The 21,914-nt window shown below is 47.4% G+C and carries 14 protein-coding genes; 7 read left to right on the top strand and 7 right to left on the bottom strand.

Translation table 11 applies throughout. The annotated features are described in order from the left end of the window. Both ACOCLE_RS00645 and ACOCLE_RS00640 read left to right on the top strand, forming a co-directional pair. Positions 1-4,749, top strand: coding sequence for a hypothetical protein (locus ACOCLE_RS00645; protein ID WP_419535085.1), 4,749 nt, complete (start codon positions 1-3; stop codon positions 4,747-4,749). A gap of 78 nt (positions 4,750-4,827) precedes the next feature. Continuing rightward, complete coding sequence (locus ACOCLE_RS00640) at positions 4,828-5,271, top strand: type IV pilin protein (RefSeq protein WP_066016491.1); 444 nt, start codon at positions 4,828-4,830, stop codon at positions 5,269-5,271. A gap of 342 nt (positions 5,272-5,613) precedes the next feature. Here ACOCLE_RS00640 and ACOCLE_RS00635 read toward each other — a convergent pair whose 3' ends face one another. Further along, positions 5,614-6,657 carry a transposase gene (locus ACOCLE_RS00635; protein ID WP_419533005.1) on the bottom strand — a complete coding sequence of 348 codons (1,044 nt, stop codon included), beginning with the start codon at positions 6,655-6,657 and terminating at the stop codon, positions 5,614-5,616. Between the two features lie 122 nt (positions 6,658-6,779). On the opposite strand from ACOCLE_RS00635, the gene ACOCLE_RS00630 reads away from it, so the two are divergent. The 3 genes from ACOCLE_RS00630 to ACOCLE_RS00620 are packed head-to-tail and all read left to right on the top strand — an operon-like array spanning position 6,780 to position 10,476. Beyond that, complete coding sequence (locus tag ACOCLE_RS00630; protein ID WP_419535084.1) at positions 6,780-7,415, top strand: DUF4956 domain-containing protein; 636 nt, start codon at positions 6,780-6,782, stop codon at positions 7,413-7,415. A 2-nt stretch (positions 7,416-7,417) separates the two neighbouring features. Beyond that, entirely contained in the window at positions 7,418-9,799 is a 2,382-nt protein-coding gene (locus ACOCLE_RS00625) for a CotH kinase family protein (RefSeq protein WP_419535083.1), read from the top strand. Then, positions 9,799-10,476: a polyphosphate polymerase domain-containing protein gene (locus ACOCLE_RS00620; protein WP_419535082.1), complete on the top strand. Its 678-nt coding sequence runs from the start codon at positions 9,799-9,801 to the stop codon at positions 10,474-10,476. The genes ACOCLE_RS00625 and ACOCLE_RS00620 overlap by 1 nt, the downstream gene beginning before the upstream one ends. Before the next feature lie 107 nt (positions 10,477-10,583). On the opposite strand, the gene ACOCLE_RS00615 is transcribed toward ACOCLE_RS00620, so the two are convergent. After that, positions 10,584-10,745, bottom strand: coding sequence for a hypothetical protein (locus ACOCLE_RS00615; RefSeq protein WP_419535081.1), 162 nt, complete (start codon positions 10,743-10,745; stop codon positions 10,584-10,586). Between the two features lie 54 nt (positions 10,746-10,799). Between ACOCLE_RS00615 and ACOCLE_RS00610 the strand changes: the two genes are divergently transcribed. Next, positions 10,800-11,597 carry an SDR family NAD(P)-dependent oxidoreductase gene (locus ACOCLE_RS00610; protein WP_419535080.1) on the top strand — a complete coding sequence of 266 codons (798 nt, stop codon included), beginning with the start codon at positions 10,800-10,802 and terminating at the stop codon, positions 11,595-11,597. A gap of 69 nt (positions 11,598-11,666) precedes the next feature. Here the strand turns inward: ACOCLE_RS00610 and ispH are convergent, their stop codons facing one another. The 5 genes from ispH to ribF form a co-directional block, all read right to left on the bottom strand. Next, complete coding sequence (ispH, locus tag ACOCLE_RS00605) at positions 11,667-12,617, bottom strand: 4-hydroxy-3-methylbut-2-enyl diphosphate reductase (RefSeq protein WP_419535079.1); 951 nt, start codon at positions 12,615-12,617, stop codon at positions 11,667-11,669. A 60-nt stretch (positions 12,618-12,677) separates the two neighbouring features. Continuing rightward, positions 12,678-13,115 (bottom strand): FKBP-type peptidyl-prolyl cis-trans isomerase, encoded by a 438-nt coding sequence (fkpB, locus tag ACOCLE_RS00600; RefSeq protein ID WP_419535078.1) that lies wholly within the window; start codon positions 13,113-13,115, stop codon positions 12,678-12,680. A gap of 20 nt (positions 13,116-13,135) precedes the next feature. Next, positions 13,136-13,642, bottom strand: coding sequence for a signal peptidase II (gene lspA, locus ACOCLE_RS00595; RefSeq protein ID WP_066016485.1), 507 nt, complete (start codon positions 13,640-13,642; stop codon positions 13,136-13,138). 474 nt (positions 13,643-14,116) lie between these two features. After that, the gene (gene ileS / locus ACOCLE_RS00590; RefSeq protein ID WP_419535077.1) at positions 14,117-16,939 is read right to left on the bottom strand and encodes an isoleucine--tRNA ligase; all 2,823 of its coding nucleotides are present in this window, start codon (positions 16,937-16,939) and stop codon (positions 14,117-14,119) included. A gap of 25 nt (positions 16,940-16,964) precedes the next feature. Continuing rightward, complete coding sequence (ribF, locus tag ACOCLE_RS00585; RefSeq protein ID WP_419535076.1) at positions 16,965-17,891, bottom strand: bifunctional riboflavin kinase/FAD synthetase; 927 nt, start codon at positions 17,889-17,891, stop codon at positions 16,965-16,967. A 174-nt stretch (positions 17,892-18,065) separates the two neighbouring features. Here ribF and ACOCLE_RS00580 point away from each other — a divergent pair, with 174 nt between their 5' ends. After that, positions 18,066-21,737 (top strand): hypothetical protein, encoded by a 3,672-nt coding sequence (locus ACOCLE_RS00580; protein WP_419535075.1) that lies wholly within the window; start codon positions 18,066-18,068, stop codon positions 21,735-21,737. The last annotated feature ends 177 nt before the right edge of the window (positions 21,738-21,914 follow it).

The following is a 21,914-nucleotide window of genomic DNA, read 5'->3' as shown; positions in this document are numbered from 1 at the left end:
ATGAAAGGCTACTCACTCCTCAAAAAGGGACTGGTCACCTTAGCCAGTGTCTTTTATCTGTCATCCGCCACTATCACCTGGGCTGATGATACGGATATCTATCTTCACAATCCGAACCTGGATAGCAGTGTTAAACCAAACGTGCTGTTTATTCTCGACAACTCCGGATCCATGGCCTGGGACATCAATGGTGATGATGACAGTCGTGAGCCTTCCCGTATGGAAATCATGCAGGAAGCCTTTGAAGATATTATGAAGAGTTCTTCAAACCTCAATGTTGGCCTGATGAAACTGTGGGCCCGTCGGGGTGAAGACAGCCGCCTGACGTTCCCAGTCACGGATATGGATCAGCCAATGGGCAGCTCCATCATTATTGATGGTTCCCCTGACCTGCTTGAATCATCAGACGATGCTTATGAGCTGGCCAATCAGGTTACTTTGGATAGCTTTTCTCTTCCTCTTGGGCGATATGTCCAGCAAGGTGGAGACTACAGCACAGATACCTCCGTAAAAGTTTGGCAGGATAACGTAGAAAGCAGTATTTTTGGCGGGCTTGATTTTGGTGGGTCCCAGATGAACTTCACCTGGGGACAGGAGAATGCATTACGCTTCCGGGATTTAAAGATTCCAGCCAATGCCACCATCACCAAAGCATCGGTTGAGTTTATAGCTGTTACCAGTGATAGTGGTGATTCAAGAATAGAAGTCTCTGCAGAACGAGCCAAAATGCCCAGTGACTTTAAAGGCTCAGGTATTACAGAAAATCGCACCCCGGCACTTTCCTGGTATCCTGGAAACTGGAGCAAGGACAGGGCTTATAGCGTTGACGTAACATCAGTAGTTGAGGACTTACTGAATGATCAATCACTCAACTGGAACGACAGCGAATACCTGACAGATATCGTTTTAATCTTTGAGCGTAAAAGTGGATCCCGCTCTGCCTATAAAATCAAACAGGATGGTAGCCAAAAAGATAAAGCAGCTCATCTGACTATTGAATACTCCGTCAACTCATCCATCAATCAATCATTTTTTACCGGTTTAAGATTTCAGGATGTTGGCGTCCCACAAGGGGCGACCATAAAATCCGCATCAATCGATTTCACAGCAAGTGCCACTGATGATTCACAACTTCAGGTGGAAATCTTTGCTGGTAACCCTGGTAGCACTGCAAATCAGCCTTTTTCCAACTCGAATGGTAATTTAACAATACGCCCGAAATGGGACTCTGGCAGTGTTGTACGCACTCTTGACCCATGGGTAAAAGGCACTCTTGATAATCACACCGTATACCCTGTTGATATCACCAGCCTGATGCAGCGATTGGTAAACCATAATAACTGGTGTGGTAATGATGTCGCTACTTTCTACTTTTCTCCTCTCTCAAATGGTCTTAAGCATGCTTACAGTATTGATGGCAACAGAGGCCTGAAACCGCGACTGAAAATTGAATACTCCGGCGGTGAGAATGGCTGCAGAAACGAGCTGCTGAACACCCGTATTCAGAGTTCTGAGAATGACGCTTATCAGACAGGGAAAACCGTCGAAGACCGTGAAAACACGCTATTAATCCATAGTAAAAGCAGCAAAAGCAAAACCATTGCGGGTCTGCATTATCCCTCTCTACCCATCAAGCAAGGGGCCAATATCCTCTCGGCAACTATTGAGTTAACTGCCAGGGAAGATTCCAACAATTTTTCCCGGATTCTTATTGAGGCGGATGCTGCGGCGAATTCCAACTCTATTACGCCATCCAATAACAACCTGTCAAAGCGAAGCAGAACAACAGCAAGTGTCAGCTGGGAAAACGATCAATGGAAACGGAATGAAGTTTATAGCTCTGATATCACCGCAATCATTCAAGAGCTGGTTGATAAATCTGGCTGGGTTGCTGGTAACAATATTACGCTGCTTCTGACGGGTAACAGTGGAACCCGAAAAGCCATCAGTTATGATGATAATCCGTCACTGTCTCCCCGCCTCAAAATAAAAGTCGCATCCGGAGGGATTGATCAGGAAAGCGGTTACAAGGTACGCGACCATCTGATATCTCTGGTCAACAACATGTATCCAGATGGAGGCACACCGCTTACACCGACCTTTTACGAAGGCGCTAAATACTTTCGTGATGGTAAAGGGTCTCATCCCAGCCCTATCAATAATGTTTGCCAATCCAACTACACCGTATTGCTAACCGATGGTGAAGCAAACTCCAGTGAAAGTGATGACTGGAATGACATTAATAAGTTAACCGGGGGATATACACGCCCGGATGGATCTACTGTCCACTGTAAAAATGACTCGAGCCGTGATGGTGAAAGATGTGCCCGCACCCTATCAACGTGGCTAAATACAACAGACCTGAGTACCGGCAGCAACATGGACGGTACTCAGAATGTATTCACCCATACCATTGCGTTTGGTTTGAAAGATAACCAGACCGTTCAGCGGTTCCTGAAAGATATTGCGACTAATGGTGGTGGTGAGTTCTATACCGCAGATAATGCAGCAGAACTGGCCAAGGCTTTTAACAACATCATCACAGGTATCATCGAAGATGAGTCCAGCTTTGTCAGTCCAGGTGTTACTGCAAACCAGTTCAATAACTCAAGACACCTGTCGCAGGTTTATTACTCGGTATTTAAACCATCCAAAACTGACCGCTGGCAGGGGAATCTCAAGCGTTATCAACTTACTGGCGACCCACTTGATGTTTATGATGCCCGCCCGGCACTGGCTGTAGATTCCAAAACAGGCTTCTTCAAAGAAGAAGCCTTCAGCTACTGGAGCAAGCAGGTTGATGGCCGTAAAGTCAATGTCGGTGGAGCTGGAGACAACATTCCTGAAGCATCAAGCCGTAAGCTGTTCACCTATACAGGAGCCAATCCAAAAGGCAATGCCGTCAACCTGAACAGTAATGCCCATCGATTACACAAAGACAACGCAAATATCTCAGCGACGGATCTTGGTCTTACTTCATCCAACAATTCGCGCAGAACTGCCCTTCTGGACTGGATTCGTGACCCAAACACCTGGTATGGAGACCCACTTCATTCTGTACCTGCTCTGGTAACCTATGGGTGCAGTGTGCAGGAAAAATATTGCCCGGAAGAAAATCAAACACTGGGTATCTTCTTTGGCACTAATGATGGCTTCATTCACTCGATAGATGCAGACACCGGAGGAGAAAAATTTGCATTTATGCCTCAAGAGTTGCTGAAAAACCTGGATCGACTGGAGTCCAATGCCGTCACCAACCGTACCCCCGGTCACGGACGCCCCTACGGCATGGACGGCTCCGTCACGCTCTGGGTCAATGATGTCAATAAGAACGGCGTCATCTGGGGGGGATACGACACCTTAAACTATGACCAGAACAGTGATTTTTTAAGCAGCCAATCCATCAATAAAGGTGAGTTTGTCTATGCCTATATCGGCATGCGCCGAGGTGGAAGAAGCTACTATGCACTGGATGTAACAACCCCCGACTCTCCTGAGCTCCTGTGGTTTATCTCTGGTGGGGACAGTGGTTTTGAGCGGCTAGGCCAGACCTGGGCAAAGCCGGTGAAAACAAAAATCAAGATTGGCTCAACCATCAAGGATGTTCTCATATTCAGTGGTGGTTATGATGACCAACGCCAGGATGGAGCCAAGCTCTATCAAACCGACACGATGGGTAATGCGATTTACATCGTGGATGCCAAAACAGGAGAGCGCATCTGGTCCGCAGGCAATGACACAGATACCAGCGCCAATCTGAAACTCAGCAAAATGAACTACAGCATCCCCGGTGGCGTACGAGTTATTGATCTGGAAGGTGACGGTCTGGCAGATCAACTACTCTTTGCCGATGTTGGTGGTCAGGTCTGGCGACTGTTTATTAATAACTGCACCTCAACCAATACCAGTGAGTGTGCAGTTCCAAATACAACCTCCATCAAGAACCTGGTTTGGCCAACTGACAGTGATGGTGATGGTACATGGGACCGTCACGAAGGTATCTTTGCCTATATTGGCCCAGATCTTCAGAATCCCGACCATATGGATGGTGGCAAAGAGCAGAGAACTCAATCCAGACGCTTCTTTGTGGAACCGGATGCTTCCCTGTTCCGACTGAATGGAGCTACTCACCTTGCTCTGGCCATTGGTACCGGTAGTCGGCCAGATCCACTGAGCCGGGTCAATGAAGATGTTCAGGACAGAGCCTATGTGCTGGCATCACCGGCTTATGCAAACCCTGCCGTCAATAAAGACAATGTCGATAAAAAAGCCGTTCCAGCTCATAAGCTGCTGAAGCATGACAGTCAGGACACTCAGCTGTTCAATATCACCAATGAGATGCAGGCAACGGCAGAAGATGCCTTTGGTAATTCATTGTCTTCTGCCCGAAAAGGCTGGTTCCTTGATCTGGATTACCAGGAAAAGGTCATGACTGAGTCGGTGACCTTTGAAGAAGTGATTTATTTCAATACCTACCTGCCTTCCGATGAGGTGTCAGCCAGTTGTAACCCGGTTGCCGGTAAAGCCAGAGCATATTCTGTAGACCTTCTGACGGGCAAGCCTGCCGACAGTGATCTGACGAACCCTGAGGACAGATACAAAGAGCTGGCCAACAGTGGACTTCCACCCACTACCAGTATCCTGTTTCCGGAAGGCAGTAAAGATGCACTGGTCTGCGTAGGGGCGGAGTGTGACCCTCTGGAAATCGGGGATGATAAACAAACGACCTACTGGCGACAGATCCGATAGCCTCTGAGCCAGCGTTTAGGAAAAATCGGGTGGATAGCCACCCGGAACATCAAGGTTTCACACGCAGAGAAAAGAGAAATGAGTCGTAGCAAAGGGTTTACACTGGTTGAATTGATGATTGCTGTGGCAGTGCTAGGGATTCTTGCTGCCATCGCAATTCCTAGCTATCGACAACACGTCGAGGACAGTGCTATCGCTGATGCAAGAGCTTCACTTATGGGACTGGCCAATGCCATGGAGCGACACAGGGCACAAAATGGCAGTTACCTGGGGGCTGCAACCGATGGTGATAATGATGGAACAGGTGATAATACCGGATCACCTGGCATCTATCATCAGCAGAGCCCTGAGTCGGGAACCGCATTCTTCAACCTGACCATCAGTGCAGCGACAGCCAATAGTTACACCCTGACGGCAACAGCTTCTGCTAACTCTCCTGCATGGGATGGCAATGGCGCGGCCCCTACCATCACCTTGACATCAGTCGGCACCCGTGGCGGCACGATGGCTGGAGCTTGGTAAAAAATCAAATTCTCCTAATAAATCAAGATGATGGGGCGATTTTCCCCACCCATCACCTTTATTACTTCCATGATCAGTAAATTCCCCCCAACCAATAAACAGGCTGTTTTCCTGTTTTGTTAAAACCCTGTTTCCTGAACCAGTCAAATATCTGCCACGCCCCTAAACCACCTGAAAACAATGCCTTTACTCACTATGGTAAGCAGTGACAGGAAACCATGATTTTATGAATTAGAATTAATTAGATATAGATACATTCAAAACAGGATTTTAAATCAGGAAGATTGAATTATGCTGGAGTCTGTAGATCCTCTTCTGGTCGCGTATTTACCTAAATAGAACTTACGCATTGACAGCTCTGATAAAAGATGGTCTCAGCCAGTCTTTACCATCAGAGAAGCTCTTAATGAAGTCCCAAATAGCATCCTTGAGCGCATCATTCTTAACGCGATAGATGCTACTGAGAGATTCAGATACTTTCTTGGCCTGAAGGCAGGCATACCCAAAGATAGAGGCAAAAATATGGTTCCTGACCTGCTGCTTTCCTCTCACCTGAAAGCGCTCAATACTGCAGAGTTGTTTCAGCGCCCGGTGATACTCTTCGATCGCCCAATGGTGCAGGTGAAGTTCATTAAAGCCTACCTGTGGTGATACCTCTGATCCAGCATGGGGTGTGTAGACGACGTAATGGCGCAGCTCGTTTTTTAGCCGCGTCCGGTACAAACGCACAGAACCAAAATTACGTAGCCAAACGGTTATTCCCTCTTCAGGAATCTCCAGGCTCTGCACTTGTTGGTAGTCACCCTTTTGGATAGAAACAGTACGGTTGCTTTTAACGGCAAACATAAAACCCAGACCGTTGTTTTTCACAGTCTTCAGGTTTGCGGCACTGCTATACCAGGAATCCCCCGTAACAAATGCAGGTCGTAAGCCCCATACAAGTACTTCTTTCAGCATCTCGAGAAAATAATCATTTTTGGACTTTCCGTCCGCAGAGTCATAGATACGGAAATTGACAGGAAGGCTATAGCCTTTGATATCGGTGTAATAGAGCGTTATGAGATTAATGCCCTTGACGGCTTTATGATGCTTGCCCGAGTAATGATAGCCGATGAATGCCGTGTAGTTACTGTACGGCTTATCCAGCACCGTATCATCAACCGATAGCGTGCCCCCATCAAGAATCAGCCTTGCGGCTACTTCCATGAAAAGGTCATTGGGAGCAAAGTCTTCACGTTGTAGAAAACGGTTAACGCTGTGGTGTGACATATCTCCGATCTCACTAAGGCGAGTACAGGTTGCTGATTTCGGCTCACACAATAGAAACCCTGTATATTTCGGCAAATCACACCCAGCTGTTGTAGGTCTTGTTATCTTTCTACGCACGACGACATCCGCTATTTTTTGCTGATCTAGCAATTTTTACAGCTGCCTGTCAATGCGAAAGTCCTACTAAAGATATTCGTTCGTCCTTCTTTCCCTATGCCAGTGTCAGTCTGGCATCATTAATGCTCAATCTGGTGATTGGTTATATTCTTGCCAGCCTGATAGGCATTCATTTTCGTAAGTACTCGACCGCCTTTGGTAATAGAAAAGACTTTTCCCGACTATTCCCGATTCTGATGCTCTCGGTGATTCTTATCATTACGGTAGTAAAGGCTTCGCTGGCTCTGGCTCTTGGTCTTGTTGGTGCGCTATCGATCGTACGTTTCCGAACGCCTATAAAAGAACCGGAAGAGCTGACTTACCTTTTCCTGAATATAGGACTGGCAATCGCATTGGGGGCAGGCCAGACATTTGCCGCCATTACCGCCTGTGCGGTTATCTTAATTCTTATTGCCGTTTCCAAAAAAAGAATGGCCAGATCATTTCAGGAAAACGGCCTGTTTCTTTCCATCAGATACACGGTTGATCAGGAAACATCAAGGGAGCATGTGCTTTCAGAGTTAAAAAACACACTGTCTCAGCACGTTCTAAGAATGGATTTAAGCAGGCTCGACTTTTCCAACGCCAAAGTAGATGCCCTGTTTTTTATCAATGTACACACCGCTGAAGAGCTGGACGCCATTATTGCAAATCTGAACAGCAAATTCAGTCAGGTACAAATCTCCATTCTGGAACAGAATGACATTTCCGGGCTGTAATCATGAAGCTCCGCCTTGATCGACAAGCACACGTTGTCTCTAAACGTGAAAAGCGATTTATATGGATTGGCATACTCTGTATAGCCATCCTGCTGATCCCATCTCTTGATGTTGCAAAAACATTATTAATTCAGGGAGGCTACCGCTCACTGCATACCAGCCCGCAAGATCGTATTCTGCAACTGGTTAGAGATGTAAGGGATGCTCCGGCCAAGCTGCTCAAGGCTGAAAGGGATATTCCCTCATTAAGACTGGATATCAAATACAAAGAGTGGCAAAAGCTGGTAGACGATCGACAAGCTGCGTTAGCCGACGGATTAATACCGGATTCGCGACAATATGCAGAAGGCGACCTCTATTTTCAACAGTCAAAGTATGACACTGACTTGAGACTGCAGGGTGACCTGCTCGACCATGTGAAAGGTCAGGATCGCTGGTCACTTCGCCTGGAGCTGAAAAAAGGCAAAGCCATCTTTTCTACTTCCCGTTTTGCACTGCTCAGCTCAAATGTCCGCTCCCATCAGGGGCCTGAGCTGTTTCGTCAAACCATGAATATTGCCGGTTTTGACATCCTTTCTCCACAGCACTTTCCGGTCAATGTGATAGTCAATGGTGATGACTGGGGCGTAATGTTGCTTGAACAGGCTTTTGGCCAAGACCTTCTGGCAACCAATAATCGCACGGAAGGTCTGGTTGTCCGGCTGGATTTGCTGGATGAACGTATAAATAGCCAAGGACAGAGACTTCGTGAGTTCAAACCCAGAGCCATTCAAGGAAAGAAGATCTCCAAGAAAGAGGAGCTGGCACGGCAACAGCAAATCGCACTGTTACTCATCAGTGACTTTATCAATGGTAAGCGTGCTGCCAGCGATGTTTTCGATGTTGAAAAGCTGGGGCAGTATCTGGCTACGGTGGATATCTGGGGAGCCTGGCATGCGCTGACCTGGAATAACTGGCGCTGGTATTATAATCCACATACGGCACGCCTTGAGCCAATACAAAGCGATGTTGCTGTTTCACCAGCAAAACACACCTGGTTAATGAAGCAACCGAGTAAGTACTCCCTGATCAGCGCAACCATGCTTTCTGACCCCAAGATTGCTGCCAGTTATGAGCTGGCGCTACAGCATCTCAAGGATCAAATCGACACTGACTACCTGTTCAACAAGCTTGAAGATGTTCAGGAGAGCTTCAGCCGCATGCTCCATTCAAGCGTCCCTTTCCTTGGTAATTACGATTTACAGCTAATGAAAGCACAGGTTGACTGTTTAGGAACTGATTATCAAGTATTACCCTGCTCCGGCTATAGAGAGCTGAGCAGTGACCTCCACACACCCATGCAGGCTATGTCTTCACTGTTTCAGTCAGTTGACGATATTGATCCTCTCTCGTTTATTCCCAGACCTGGACAATCACCTCATTTGAAAAAATACCCATTCATTAAACAGAGAGAATCCTTCTGGGAAATCCAGTCGGGCACCTGGACAATCGATGACTATCTGGTTACCCCAGATAACTGGAAAGTCATCATTCAGCCTGACACCCGGCTGGAGTTTTCTGAGGGTGCAGGTTTGATGGTATTTGGGGAGCTGGAAGTCAATGGCACTGAGAAAAAACCGGTAACTCTCAACAAACAACCCAATAGCGACCATTGGTCAGGATTAGCAGTAATTGGCACTACTCAACGCAGAGAAAGCAAAGTTCGTCACTTGCTTGCCAGTCATGCCAAAAGCCCTAAGCTGGGCTTCTGGCAACCTAGAGGTGCGGTTTACTTTGTCAATTCGATCGTTTCTGTCAACCATTTATCAATAAACGACAATGATTCGGAAGATGCACTGAATATCATTAACAGCGACATTGATATCAGCAACCTTGAGATACGTAATGCACTCTCCGATGGTTTTGACTGTGACTTCTGCAGGGGCACAGTGAAGCACAGTCGCTTCTTCAACATTGGGTTAGTGTCCGGTGGTGATGCCATTGACACCAGTGGCTCGGTATTCAAAGTGCAACACAGTTTATTTGACGGGGTCAGCGATAAAGCAATATCGGCAGGAGAAAACAGTCGTCTTACTATTGAGAACAGCACCATCTCCAACAGCAACATCGCGGTTGTTGCGAAAGACCGATCAGAGGTGACAGCAAATAGCCTCAAACTGGAGAACATTAAAGAGTTCTCACTCATGAGTTACATGAAAAAAAGCATCTTTGGCCCTGCCAGGCTCAGCGCTAATGACATCAATTGCCTCAATTTCTCATGCAAAAGTAAGAGCCTTGTAGAAAAAGGCAGCGTGTTATTACTGGATGGAATCGAGATCAATAGCAAAGACGTTAATGTAAAAGCCCTCTATAAGGGCATCATGAAATCGGACAAACCAAAGTGATGGAAGCACTGAGATTTGAAGTCAAAATTCCCATACCAGCTGCTCAGCTGCAAAAGGTGCTTTTATGGCTGAAAGCGCACCCGCTGCTGTTTTCTCAGCAGTATGATCAAAGAGCGATTAACAGCCTTTACCTGGATAGCTGTGGACTTGCCCGCTACGAAGAGAACCTCAATGGAATCAGTGAGCGAAAAAAAGTGCGCTTACGCTGGTATGGTGATCTTCAGGATGCCAGTACTGCCAAACTGGAGTTCAAGTTAAGACGATCGGGCAAAGGCAAAAAGATTTTATTTCGCGCCCCACTGAATCTTGAGCACAATAACTTCAGCTGGCGGAATGCCCTGCATGACTGTTACGAGCAATTACCCGATAAAGGACGGATATACCTGGGCAATGGCATTATGCCTATACTGATCTGTCGCTATCAGCGGGATTATTTTATTTCAGCCTGCCAGAAAATCCGGGTAACGATAGACAGTGACATCAAGGTATATGATCAGCGCTACAGTGATCGACTCAATATCTCCAAGCCACAGTCACTGGGTCATTACTATCTTCTGGAACTGAAAGCTGATGAAGCCTTTGAACATGAACTGTCAGACTTGATTGCTTCATGCCCTCTGCGTCCATCCAGACACTCAAAGTACGTAAACAGTATTAGAAAACTGATCTGGAAGTAATTACACTCATACGGCCAATAACAATAATAAGGACACGGTCCGGTGAGTCTCTCTGCTTTCACGTTCAGTATGCCTGTGGCGCTTTATACGCATGGTACCGTAGCAGCTCAGAAAATAAATACCCGACAAACACCAACCAGCTTATCTGCAACGCGCTCTCTGAACACAGATGAAACCACCAAGCTCATGGATGTCGTTTTCCCATGGGCAACTACCTTCAGAGAATCAGTATCAGGCAACGTCGTCTTTAACTGATCAATCAGACTCATGTTGCATGTTTAAAAAAAGCAGGATTTCTCCCATTAAATAAGGATAAACCCAACATGTCAGACTCTGACTTCGCAAAACAATATGGATCATGGGCATTGATTACCGGTGCCAGTGCGGGTATCGGCAGGACGTTTGCCGAAGTGCTGGCAAAAAAAGGGCTGAACCTGATTCTTGTGGCTCGTCGTGAATCACTACTGGACGAACTCGCTCAGCAGTTGGAACAACACCATGAAATCAGTACCCGTGTCATTGTTGCTGATATGTCGGATACATCAGAGGTCAACCGGGTGATAGAACAATCCGCCGACCTGGAAATCGGTCTTGTGATCCCCAATGCGGGCATAGAAACCCATGAACTGTTTGATCAGCAGAGCTGGCAACAAGTGGATAGCCTGCTGCAAATCAATATGGCGGCACCGACCCGGCTGGCTCACCACTTTGCTGGACAAATGCGTCAGCGGGGGCGGGGAGGCATTTTATTTGTGTCCAGCATCATGGCTTATATGCCTTCAGCCTATCTGGCACAGTACGCAGCCAGTAAAGCCTATATCCAGCTTTTAGCTGAAGGGATGCATAAGGAACTGAAATCTTCCGGCGTTGATGTCACCGTACTTGCACCAGGATTAACCGATACGGATATGGGGCAGTCCGTCACTGGAGGCCTGAATGCAATGTTCAGACAGCCACTGATGGATCCAAAGGCTGTCGTTCAAGCGGGCCTGTCGGCTCTGGGGAAACGCCCGGTGCGTATCGCAGGATGGATGAATCAACTGAATGTTTTTATGGTTTCCCGTTTATTACCACGGGCATTTTCAACCGCTCTGACCCATAAAATGTTTAATAAGCATTGATCCATAGAGACGGAAGAGCACACAAAGCAACCGCTCTTGTGTGCTTCATTCAATGTTGTACCAACCGTACTAGTCAGAAACGGATTTCAAACGCAGTTCTTTGGGCATGGTAAAGACGATGTTTTCGGCTTTGCCATCCAGCTCCTCTGGTAATTCTGCGCCAAGTTCTTTCAAGCGTGTGATAACTCCCTGAACCAGAATATCCGGTGCCGAGGCACCTGCTGTGATACCAATGGCAGTTTTGTCCACCAGCCATTCCGGTTTGACATCTTCTGCATTGTCCACCAGATAAGCTTCAGCACCCGTACGCTCAGCCAGCTCCCGCAGACGGTTAGAGTTTGAACTGTTAACTGAACCGACCACTAATACCAGGTCACACTGTCCTGCCAGAATTTTTACCGCATCCTGTCGGTTCTGCGTGGCATAGCAGATATCGTCTTTCCGTGGTCCCTGTATCTCTGGAAACTTAAGTCGCAACGCTTCAATAACTTTGGCCGTATCATCCATGGAGAGTGTTGTCTGGGTGACATAGGCCAACCGGGATGGGTCTGATACCTCAAGAGCACGGACATCGTCTTCGTTCTCCACCAGGTACATAGCTCCACCGTTTCGCGAGTCATACTGCCCCATGGTGCCTTCCACTTCAGGATGCCCATGGTGACCAATCAGTACGCACTCCATGCCATCCCGGGAGTAACGAACCACTTCCATATGAACTTTTTTGACCAGCGGACAGGAAGCATCAAAGACTTTCAGGCCACGTCGCTCTGCCTCATCTTCCACAGCTTTGGAAACACCATGAGCACTGAAAATAACGATGACGTCATCGGGCACCTGATCCAGCTCATCGACAAAGATTGCCCCGCGCTCCTTCAGGTTTTCCACCACAAATTTGTTATGTACCACCTCATGACGGACGTAAATAGGAGGACCAAAAACATCAAGCGCTCGGTTGACGATCTCAATGGCACGGTCCACACCTGCACAAAAGCCACGGGGATTAGCCAGTTTGATTTTCATAGGGGAATCACCAACCTTTTCTACCACTACTTTTTATAGCTCTGGGCTATTAGTTATAGCTCAGGGTGTCTGTACATCCAGAATCTGTACCTCAAAGATCAGGTGTCGACCTGACAGAGGATGATTGAAGTCAACTTCAACCACTTCATCATCAAAAGTCCGGACCACGCCGGGAAGCTCACTGTTGGCTGCATCAGAAAAGGACATCACCAGCCCTTCTTCCAGTTCAACCCCACTGGCAAAGCTGCCCCTGGGAATGCGCTGCACATTATTGGGGTTTGGCATGCCAAACGCTTTTTCCGGAGGAATCCGGGAAACCCGGTCTTCACCAGAAGCCAGGCCGTACAGTGTTTCTTCAAAGCCTTCCGGGAGATTACCATCACCAATGGTCAGAAATGCAGGTTTCTCCGATGGCGTACTGTCCACCAGACTCCCATCATCCAGCTTCAGGGAAAAATGCAGAGTGACCTTACTGCCTTTCTCAATTACTGCTGACACCGTAACTCGCTCCTGCTCTTCTATTTATCGTTACTGCTACCTTCAGGCGAAGGGTTATTCCGGAACATATCCAGAATCAACATGGCAGCTCCCACGGTAATGGCCGTATCTGCCAGGTTGAACGCAGGAAAATACCAGTTTTTGTAGTAAAACAACAGAAAGTCGGTGACATGCCCGTGCAACAGACGGTCAATCAAATTCCCCAGTGCACCGCCCAGTATCAATGACAGAGAACAGGCCTGCCAGTTTTCACCTGAGCGAAGCTGCTTCAGCCAGCCAACCAGCATGATGCTGACAATAATGGCCACACCACTGAGGAACCAGCGCTGCCAACCGGATGCATCACCCAGAAAGCTGAATGCTGCCCCGGTATTGTAGGCAAGAGTCAGGGAAAAGAATGGCAACACCTGTAATTGCTGGTACAGGGAGAACTCCTGGATAACCCACCACTTTACCAGTTGATCAAGGCCGAACACGATTGCACTGAGCCAGAGCCAGTGAAGCTTTCCTGATGTATTACTCTGCATGGCCGGTTCCTGCTAAAAAAATCCATATCATTCAGTGAGTCTTGTAAATACTAAGTGTCTTGAACAGCCAAGGGATAGTGCGAATTACCGAAATCCATCAAAATTTAACCAGTTACAACACCCAAGCGTTTAATAACACGTAATAAAATAGACTACTGTCCAAAAAAATACCCGGTACTGACCGGGTATTTTTTATGCCAAAAGTTAGGGCCTGTTGACGTTTCGTTACATGCTCAGTGGCCCAGAAAAGCGTCTTATGCGCGAAAGACTTGCGCAGCGTGTAGTTATTCTACATCAAGCAAGTCTGACAAAGCAGATGGCGCTTTTCTGGACCACCCTTCGGGCGGATCAGGGCGCCCCTATGACTTTGTTGCAGCATTTTGAAAGGCAACCAGCCTTCCTGCAATGCCGCGCCCCGTCATAGGAGCGCCCTGATCCGCTGAGCTCGGAACGAAACGTCAACAGGCCCTAATATCAAGCAAATTGACGCTGTTCGCCACCACCTTCAACGTTTTCGACACAGCGACCACAAAGATCAGGGTGTTCCGCAATGGTGCCAACATCTTCACGACGATGCCAGCAGCGATCACACTTCTTGTGCTCAGACTTCTCTACCTGCACTTTAAGCCCTGCCAGTTCAGTAGCCGCAGCATCACCGGCATCAGCCAATGGCTTAACGGTAGCTGCTGAGGTAATCAGAACAAAACGCAGCTCATTACCCAGACGGTTCAGTTTCTCGGTCAGCGCGTCATCGGCATACAGCGTCACTTCCGCTTCAAGAGAGCCACCGATGGTTCCAGCAACACGGGCATCTTCCAGCGCTTTGTTAACGGCGGTCTTCACTTCCAGAACGGTATTCCAGTATTCACGACCCAGCTCGTCACCTTCCAGGCTGTTCAGTCCTTCATACCAGGTTTCCAGGAAAACCGAAGCACCACGCTGGCCAGGAATCGCTTCCCAGATTTCTTCAGCGGTAAAGCTGGTGATTGGCGCCATCCAGCGGGCAAAGGCCTCGATGATATGGTACATCGCGGTCTGACAGCTGCGACGGGCCAGACTGTTCTGCTGAGTGGTGTACTGACGGTCTTTGATGATGTCCAGATAGAAACCACCGAGATCCAGTGAGCAGAAATTGTGAACCTTCTGGTATACGGAAAGGAAGTTATAGCTGTTGTAAGCTTCCACAACTTCATTCTGCAGTCTCAGCGTACGATCCACAGCCCACTTGTCCAGTGACAGCATATCTTCCCAGGCAACCGCATCCGTTTCCGGGTTGAAGCCGGTCAGGTTGGACAGCAGGAAGCGCGCGGTATTACGAATACGGCGATAGCTGTCTGCCGTGCGCTTGAGGATATCATCAGAAACGGTCATTTCTGAGGTATAGTCTGTCGCAGAAACCCAGAGACGCAGGATATCAGCCCCCAAAGACTTGAAAACCTTCTGGGGTGCAATCACATTGCCCAGGGACTTGGACATCTTCCGGCCATTGGCATCCACGGTAAAGCCATGGGTCAGCAGGCCTTTGTAGGGAGGCACGCCATTCATGGCAATACTGGTTTTCAGAGACGACTGGAACCAGCCGCGGTGCTGGTCAGAACCTTCCAGATAGAGATCTGCAGGAAATTGCAGCGCTTCACGCCGTTCGATAACCGAATAGTGAGTAACACCGGAGTCAAACCAGACATCCAGGGTATCGGTCACTTTGACATACTGCTCAGCATCTTCCGCAGAAAGCATGTCAGCAGGCTCCAGATCAAACCAGGCATCCATCCCTTCCTGCTCAACTTTCAGCGCGACTTTTTCGATCAGTGCCTGAGTATCCGGATGCAGTTCTTCTGTCTCTTTATGGATAAACAGAGCAATCGGTACACCCCAGGTACGCTGACGGGAGATACACCAGTCCGGGCTCTGGCCCAGCATGGCTTCCATTCGGTTACGGCCCCAATCCGGGGTGAACTCTACCCCCTTCAGGGATTCCATGGCGGTATCCAGTAGACGCTCTTTGGTCATGCTGATAAACCACTGAGGCGTCGCACGGAAAATCAGTGGTGTTTTGGTACGCCAGCAGTGAGGGTAACTGTGCGTCAGTTTTTCCTGAGCCAGCAGTCGACCTTTCTCAACCAGAACCTCAACAACTTTTGGGTCAACCTTATAAACGTGTTCACCAGCAAACCGTTCTACGTTGGAACGATAGTAACCACTATCATCCAGATAGTTCAGTGTACCAATACCGTATTGACGACCAACATTAAAGTCATCAACACCGTGGTCAGGTGCCGTATGAACATTACCGGTACCCGCATCAATGGTGACATGGTCACCCAGTATCAGAGGCAGCTCACGGTCATAAAATGGGTGAGCCACTTTCTTGTTTTCAAAAGCGGCACCCTTTGCCCGAGCAATAATCGTGTAGTCTTCAATGCCATAGCGCTGCATGGCACTTTCCACCAATGCTTCAGCCAGAACGAGACGAGCCGGCTCACCATTGACCTGACACTGCACCAGGGCATAATCCAACTCGCCCCCCATGCTGACCGCCTGAGAGGATGGCAGAGTCCATGGGGTTGTCGTCCAGATAACAACAGCAACCTCACCTTCACCTTCTGAACTTTCAAAAGTGAATGCACTTAACAGATCCGCTTCATCAAGCGCTGCGTAACGCACGTCAATCTGGGTAGAGGTTTTATCCTGATACTCAACTTCCGCTTCAGCCAGTGCAGAGCCACCCACAACACTCCAGTAAACCGGCTTATAGCCTTTTACCAGATGGCCATTGGCAGCAATTTTTCCGAGAGAACGAATGATGTCCGCTTCGGTCTGGAAATCCATGGTCAGGTATGGCTTGTCCCAGTCGCCAAAAACCCCCATTCGTTTAAAGTCTTCGCGCTGGCCATCCACTTGCTTGGAGGCGTATTCACGGCACTTCTTGCGGAAAGTTTTGAAATCGACCTTATCGCCCGCCTTGCCAAGCATACCTTCAACCTTATGCTCAATAGGCAGGCCATGGCAGTCCCAGCCAGGAACATAAGGTGCATCGTAGCCACTCAATGTTTTGGCTTTAACGATAATATCTTTCAGGATCTTGTTAACGGCATGGCCAATATGGATATCACCATTGGCATAGGGAGGGCCATCATGCAGAATAAACTTATCCCGTCCCTGGCTGATCTTGCGAATTTCTTCGTAGAGATCCATGTCATACCAGCGCTTGAGCATTTCCGGCTCACGCTGGGCCAAATTGCCGCGCATAGGAAAATCGGTCTGCGGCAAATTCAATGTATGCTTGTAATCGGACATAGTTGTTTACCGGAATCTCTACGGACTATTCATCACCAAAAATCTTGCGGGCTGATTCGATATCATTAGCAATCGCTGCCCGCAAGGCTTCAAGCGATTCAAATTTCTGTTCATCCCTGATTTTTTCAACAAATTCTACCCGCAGGGTCTGATCATACAAATCTCCCTTGAAGTCGAGCATATGTACTTCAAGCAGAGGTTTGACACCCGATACGGATGGCCTGATGCCCAGGTTGGCAACCGCATTAAAACGATGGCCATCCACCAGTGTACGAACAGCAAACACGCCCTGCAAAGGCAGACGCCGACGGCATACCCTGATGTTTGCTGTCGGGAAGCCCAGGGTTCTGCCCAGCTGCTGGCCCTTCACCACCCGTCCAATCATGGTAAATGGCCTGCCCAGCATATGTTCCGCTTCGGTAAACTCATTTTCAGCCAGCGCCTCTCGAATGCGGGTGCTGCTGATACGTCCCTGCTGCATTAATACGGTCTGGGTATCACAGACTTCAAATCCGTGTCGCTCACCCATCATTTCCAAATGAGTAAAATCGCCTTTTCGGTCACAACCATAGCGAAAGTCATCACCGACAATCAGATAGCGAATATCCAGTCCTTCGACCAGTGCACGGAAGACAAAATCATCAGCACTGAGACTGCGCAGCCGGTCATTGAAAGGCAGGCAGAGCACCTGATCAACATGGCTTTCAGCCAGTAGGGCCAGCTTCTCCCGAAGGCTGGACAGCCTCGGTGGTGAAGCATCACCCTGAAAATACTCTCTGGGCTGGGGTTCAAAGGTGATAACGCACACCTTGGCATCCAACTCAAAAGCCTGTTGTTTCAGGGCCTCAAGAATGGTTCTGTGGCCCACATGCACACCATCAAAATTACCGATGGTGGCCACGCATCTCTGATGTTCTGGCCTGATATTGTGCAACCCGCGGATCAACTGCATGGAGAGGCTCAGACTCCCTTACTTCCTGTATTCAACCGGTGTTTACCCGAGCCTGCCCATTCTGGCGAAGCTGGCTTAACGACGAAGCCGAGCAGTATACCCCAGCCGGTTCCATGGGTCACTGAGTTGGGAAAGAAGCAAAGGAATTTATGGAGAAATCATCAATCACGAGTAATGAGCCAGGCCATGAACAGTTATAACCAGCCTCAATTTCCAGCCAGCACGAAAAATTTACAACATCTCAAAAGATGCTTTACTGAACTTCGGCAAGTTGCACAATATAGCTATGGATTTCGAAGAATGCTCCAAAACCAGCAGCCATCATCCCTTATCGAATGGCAGGCCAGTCATACAGCCTACCAAATGGATTCAAGTCTGGAGCAGGCTTCGTGGAATTTTCGTAACTTGTACCCTGCTCAACAAGCAAATTATATCCCTATATATAGCTCTGCCCGCCCAGCCTCTTCATTTATTTTCAAACCGCAAAATGTTTACCCACTGGTTGAGCAAGTTCCTTCGGTAGCACCGGTTGATCATGCTCCTCACTCTCTACCCGTTCCTACTCTGCATAATGGCTGGCTTTATAATGGTATGGTGTATTACCCTGCCTCAGGCTTTACTCCTTCACTTCAGTGTCAGCCAGGCCATTCAATTGCCCAACCAGCCTATAGAGAAGCTGTAACATACCCTGTTGAGCCTGTCCGATATATACAAAACCCCGAGGAAGCCTCACAGTACTACCCACAATACTCAAGAGACACTGCTTTCGCAGCGGCAAGTACTTCCGAACAAAATATGGCCTTACCTCCTGTCAGCACTGAAATGAGTATGGCTGATGTCCATCTCTATTGTGAAGGCCAAACGGCAGGAGCCATGACACAAACTTTTAGTCCTCTCAGGATACCCCCAAGTGTTTCCTCTCAGGATTTTCAATGCACTCCAGAAATTCCAGCTGACCTACAATCAATTCAAACGGCCGAAAAAGACGAGCAGCATAAGACTCTCCCTCAAGCTTCATTAGGTAGCCCAGAGAAAACAGAAACTGAATCAGCAGATACATCTATTCAACAAAGCAGTTCGAGCACTGATACTGTTAAAGAAATATCCCATGTAGAACCAGCCTTGGAAACTCCGATAGATCCATTGGTTTCAGTACAATCAACGCCTCTTACTACTGAATCCGGACTTATAAGTCTGCTCCAACGCTTATCAACATTTCAGGCAACAAAACAACAAGAAACTTCCCCCCTTCGCTCAGACTCTGAACTCTCACACTTCAGCGATTTTATTCCCTGTGTTGACGGGGCAACATTTTCTTATCGCCCTTATTATTCATCAGTCAGAAAACTGGATCCTGATATAGAAATTCTTTTTTCCGAGAAAGACAGGAATCAAAAAGAAAAGCATTTACAAAGCTTGGCCAGATTTATGGGGGACCTTCCAAGCTTTAAAGAAACCAGCCAGCAGTTTCTGGAGGCTAAAACCCTCTTCACGGCCAGATCAAAGAAAAAAAAGCGATCAAAGGCAAAGCCTCCCACCAGCCTTACCCCTGAAATCTATATTGATCGAGTAATGTGTCCCGCTCAAAAAGGCAAAGTCGTTTTTTGCAAAGTGAATGCTGGCTTATTAAAACCCTATATCGTTCCCCATCTGGCAACGCCAGCATTAAAAGCTCATTTAATGAGTATCGACAGCCACCTCAGAAATATACTCAAATTTGAAAGATGCAATGTATCGGATTTTTTCAACAGTGAGCGGTATTTATACCTTTATTACTTACCTCTCTTCCAGATGCTTAAAGATACCTTCACAATGAAGCTCTTATCCTACCTGTCAGATGCTCAAGACGCTCCACCTGGCACAGTAACTGCTGATGATTTACACCTCCACGTCAATGTTGCCAATCATCTTCTGCAAATCTGCTTACTAAACTACTTAAGCGGTACCACCAACGGTTCGAAAGACAGCAACCATCACATCATGACAATAATTAATTGTCATATTGCCATGACTGAAACACTTCATTCACACCTGCATGATGACCATTTATCAAGCACCAGGCAGGAGTTTCATGAAGCGCTTTACCTTGACATGATTCGAGCACACATAGCTTTGTTAAACCATGACAATATGAGAATAATCCAACTTATCTCTCGATGGTGCCAGTCTGTACCTCCAAAAACCCGCTTTATTCAAGATGAGTTTTCAATGAGATACCTGATTACAATAAAAAACGTCCAGTCTCTTCTGCTGAATGCTCTTGATGCCACATTCAACAACCCTGACTATCAGCAACTGTATCTTGAAGTTATTCGAGTAATCTCAAACTCAAATCTGTTTTGCCCAATAGCTCCCGATGTTTTAAGAGAGCTACGATCGGCCAGGGTCTTTAATGCGGTGAGGTTTATCAATGATCTCACCGAGCAAGCCACCAGAATTTCAAGACACCTATCTGGGCTTATTGCAAAAATGGATGAACTGTCAGGCAGCGCATTCCCTGACGAGCCAGCAAAGTGCCAACAGCTGCTTAACAGCTTTCAGGAAGTCTGGGTTCCACTGCTGACCTGCAATATCGATAAGCTGTCTGGCGGCACTTTCACGATGAAAAGCTCTGAGAAGACTCGGGCTAAACTGGCAGCAGCCTATGAGGCTCTTAAAGAAAGAGAAAAGAGAGGGCATTGTATTAGAGAAAACGTCGACGAACTCGTTGAAAGCCTACATCTTCTGAGAGAAAAAATCGAAAAACTCAGCCAACAGCTCAGGGCTGACGAAGACGCTGAAATTGACCGGTTTGCTAACGAGATAGGGGAAATTCCACATTCCCGTCAACTCAAGGGCGCCATGAAAAACGCAAAACGACAGCCTCCTCCAACTCAGCTACATTCTGTTGAAGTCTCAGAAAGGTTCAGTGAATCATCTGTTGAGCAAATACCCCAACCGCCTGTTCATAAAGAAGCTTCAGAGTCCCCTCCTGCCAAAAGCCTTTCAGCGTTTCTTGAGACCATCCCCCATCAAAAGCCTGCTGAATGTATATTAGCTTTAATTCACTCCGAGCTTGAGGATGGAAAAGCTCTTCCATCGCAAAGCTTTTGCCTACATGCAGAAGTCGCTCTTCATCTATTACGCTCTCAGGATAAAGCGATGGCAAGACTGGTGAAAGCTATTAAAGACATTCAGGTTCTGCATAAGCAGACAGAAGTGGCTATTAAAGACTTACCCGAATTATGGCCCGACAGATCATCGGCTCTTCAATGGCTCGCTTATTATTTTCCGAAAGGTGAGCTGGAGAGTAGAAACATTATTAAAACTCTGGAAGCTATCCAGCTAAAGAAACTCAATCAGGCTAAAGAATCCATTAATTCAGTGGCTATTCTTCTTAAACATGCTCTTGAGGTCATATCACCCTACATAGATAAAGACATTGCATGGGGGCCCCCACAGGACAGTACAGATGATTCAAACGGTAGTTTAAGCTCCATACCATCCAGAGAAGATGTTGTTTTTTTATTTGACACCAGCATAACCGCACTCGAAGTAGCAGATCGCCTGAAACGGGATTTATCGACAACAATTCCCGTCAACGAAGCTCTGAATAATAGAAGCAATATATTCGCTGCACTGGAACTCCACAGGAAAACCTCAGCCCCCGAGCAAGAAACTCCGGCTTTCCGTGAAAGAGCGTTAATGCTTCAACTGAAAAATGACTTCTCGAAGCATAGAAATCAATTTAACAAACATAATGATGAGCCTGGGGGATTTTGCACAACTGACCTGACCCAGTTAATTAGTAAGTACCAACAGGTTAAACAACAACTACCCCTCAAAGCCAAGATTAAAAAAGATTAACAGGAAAAGCAGTTAAATCTAAAAACATCAAGTCTGCTGATTATCCATGAGAATAAAATCTAACTGAGTGCATTAACAACCAGAGAAGCTACAGATTCACCACTACCAATTAAATCAGCATCTACAATCTAACCTTTCATTTCTCACCAAAACTCTTATACAACTGGATAAGGTAAA

Source organism: Endozoicomonas sp. (assembly GCF_965196975.1).
In the GTDB taxonomy this organism is placed as follows: domain Bacteria; phylum Pseudomonadota; class Gammaproteobacteria; order Pseudomonadales; family Endozoicomonadaceae; genus Endozoicomonas.
The sequence above is the reverse complement of the archived record's forward strand: the minus strand, read 5'-3'. Positions and strand labels throughout refer to the sequence as shown.

What these genes read in the sequence shown, in the direction of transcription:
- ACOCLE_RS00645 (WP_419535085.1), top strand. Translation starts at nt 1, where the DNA reads ATGAAAGGCTACTCACTCCTCAAAAAGGGACTGGTCACCTTAGCCAGT.
- ACOCLE_RS00640 (WP_066016491.1), top strand. Translation starts at nt 4,828, where the DNA reads ATGAGTCGTAGCAAAGGGTTTACACTGGTTGAATTGATGATTGCTGTG.
- ACOCLE_RS00630 (WP_419535084.1), top strand. Translation starts at nt 6,780, where the DNA reads ATGCTCAATCTGGTGATTGGTTATATTCTTGCCAGCCTGATAGGCATT.
- ACOCLE_RS00625 (WP_419535083.1), top strand. Translation starts at nt 7,418, where the DNA reads ATGAAGCTCCGCCTTGATCGACAAGCACACGTTGTCTCTAAACGTGAA.
- ACOCLE_RS00620 (WP_419535082.1), top strand. Translation starts at nt 9,799, where the DNA reads ATGGAAGCACTGAGATTTGAAGTCAAAATTCCCATACCAGCTGCTCAG.
- ACOCLE_RS00615 (WP_419535081.1), bottom strand. Translation starts at nt 10,745, where the DNA reads ATGAGTCTGATTGATCAGTTAAAGACGACGTTGCCTGATACTGATTCT.
- ACOCLE_RS00610 (WP_419535080.1), top strand. Translation starts at nt 10,800, where the DNA reads ATGTCAGACTCTGACTTCGCAAAACAATATGGATCATGGGCATTGATT.
- ispH (WP_419535079.1), bottom strand. Translation starts at nt 12,617, where the DNA reads ATGAAAATCAAACTGGCTAATCCCCGTGGCTTTTGTGCAGGTGTGGAC.
- lspA (WP_066016485.1), bottom strand. Translation starts at nt 13,642, where the DNA reads ATGCAGAGTAATACATCAGGAAAGCTTCACTGGCTCTGGCTCAGTGCA.
- ileS (WP_419535077.1), bottom strand. Translation starts at nt 16,939, where the DNA reads ATGTCCGATTACAAGCATACATTGAATTTGCCGCAGACCGATTTTCCT.
- ribF (WP_419535076.1), bottom strand. Translation starts at nt 17,891, where the DNA reads ATGCAGTTGATCCGCGGGTTGCACAATATCAGGCCAGAACATCAGAGA.
- ACOCLE_RS00580 (WP_419535075.1), top strand. Translation starts at nt 18,066, where the DNA reads ATGAGCCAGGCCATGAACAGTTATAACCAGCCTCAATTTCCAGCCAGC.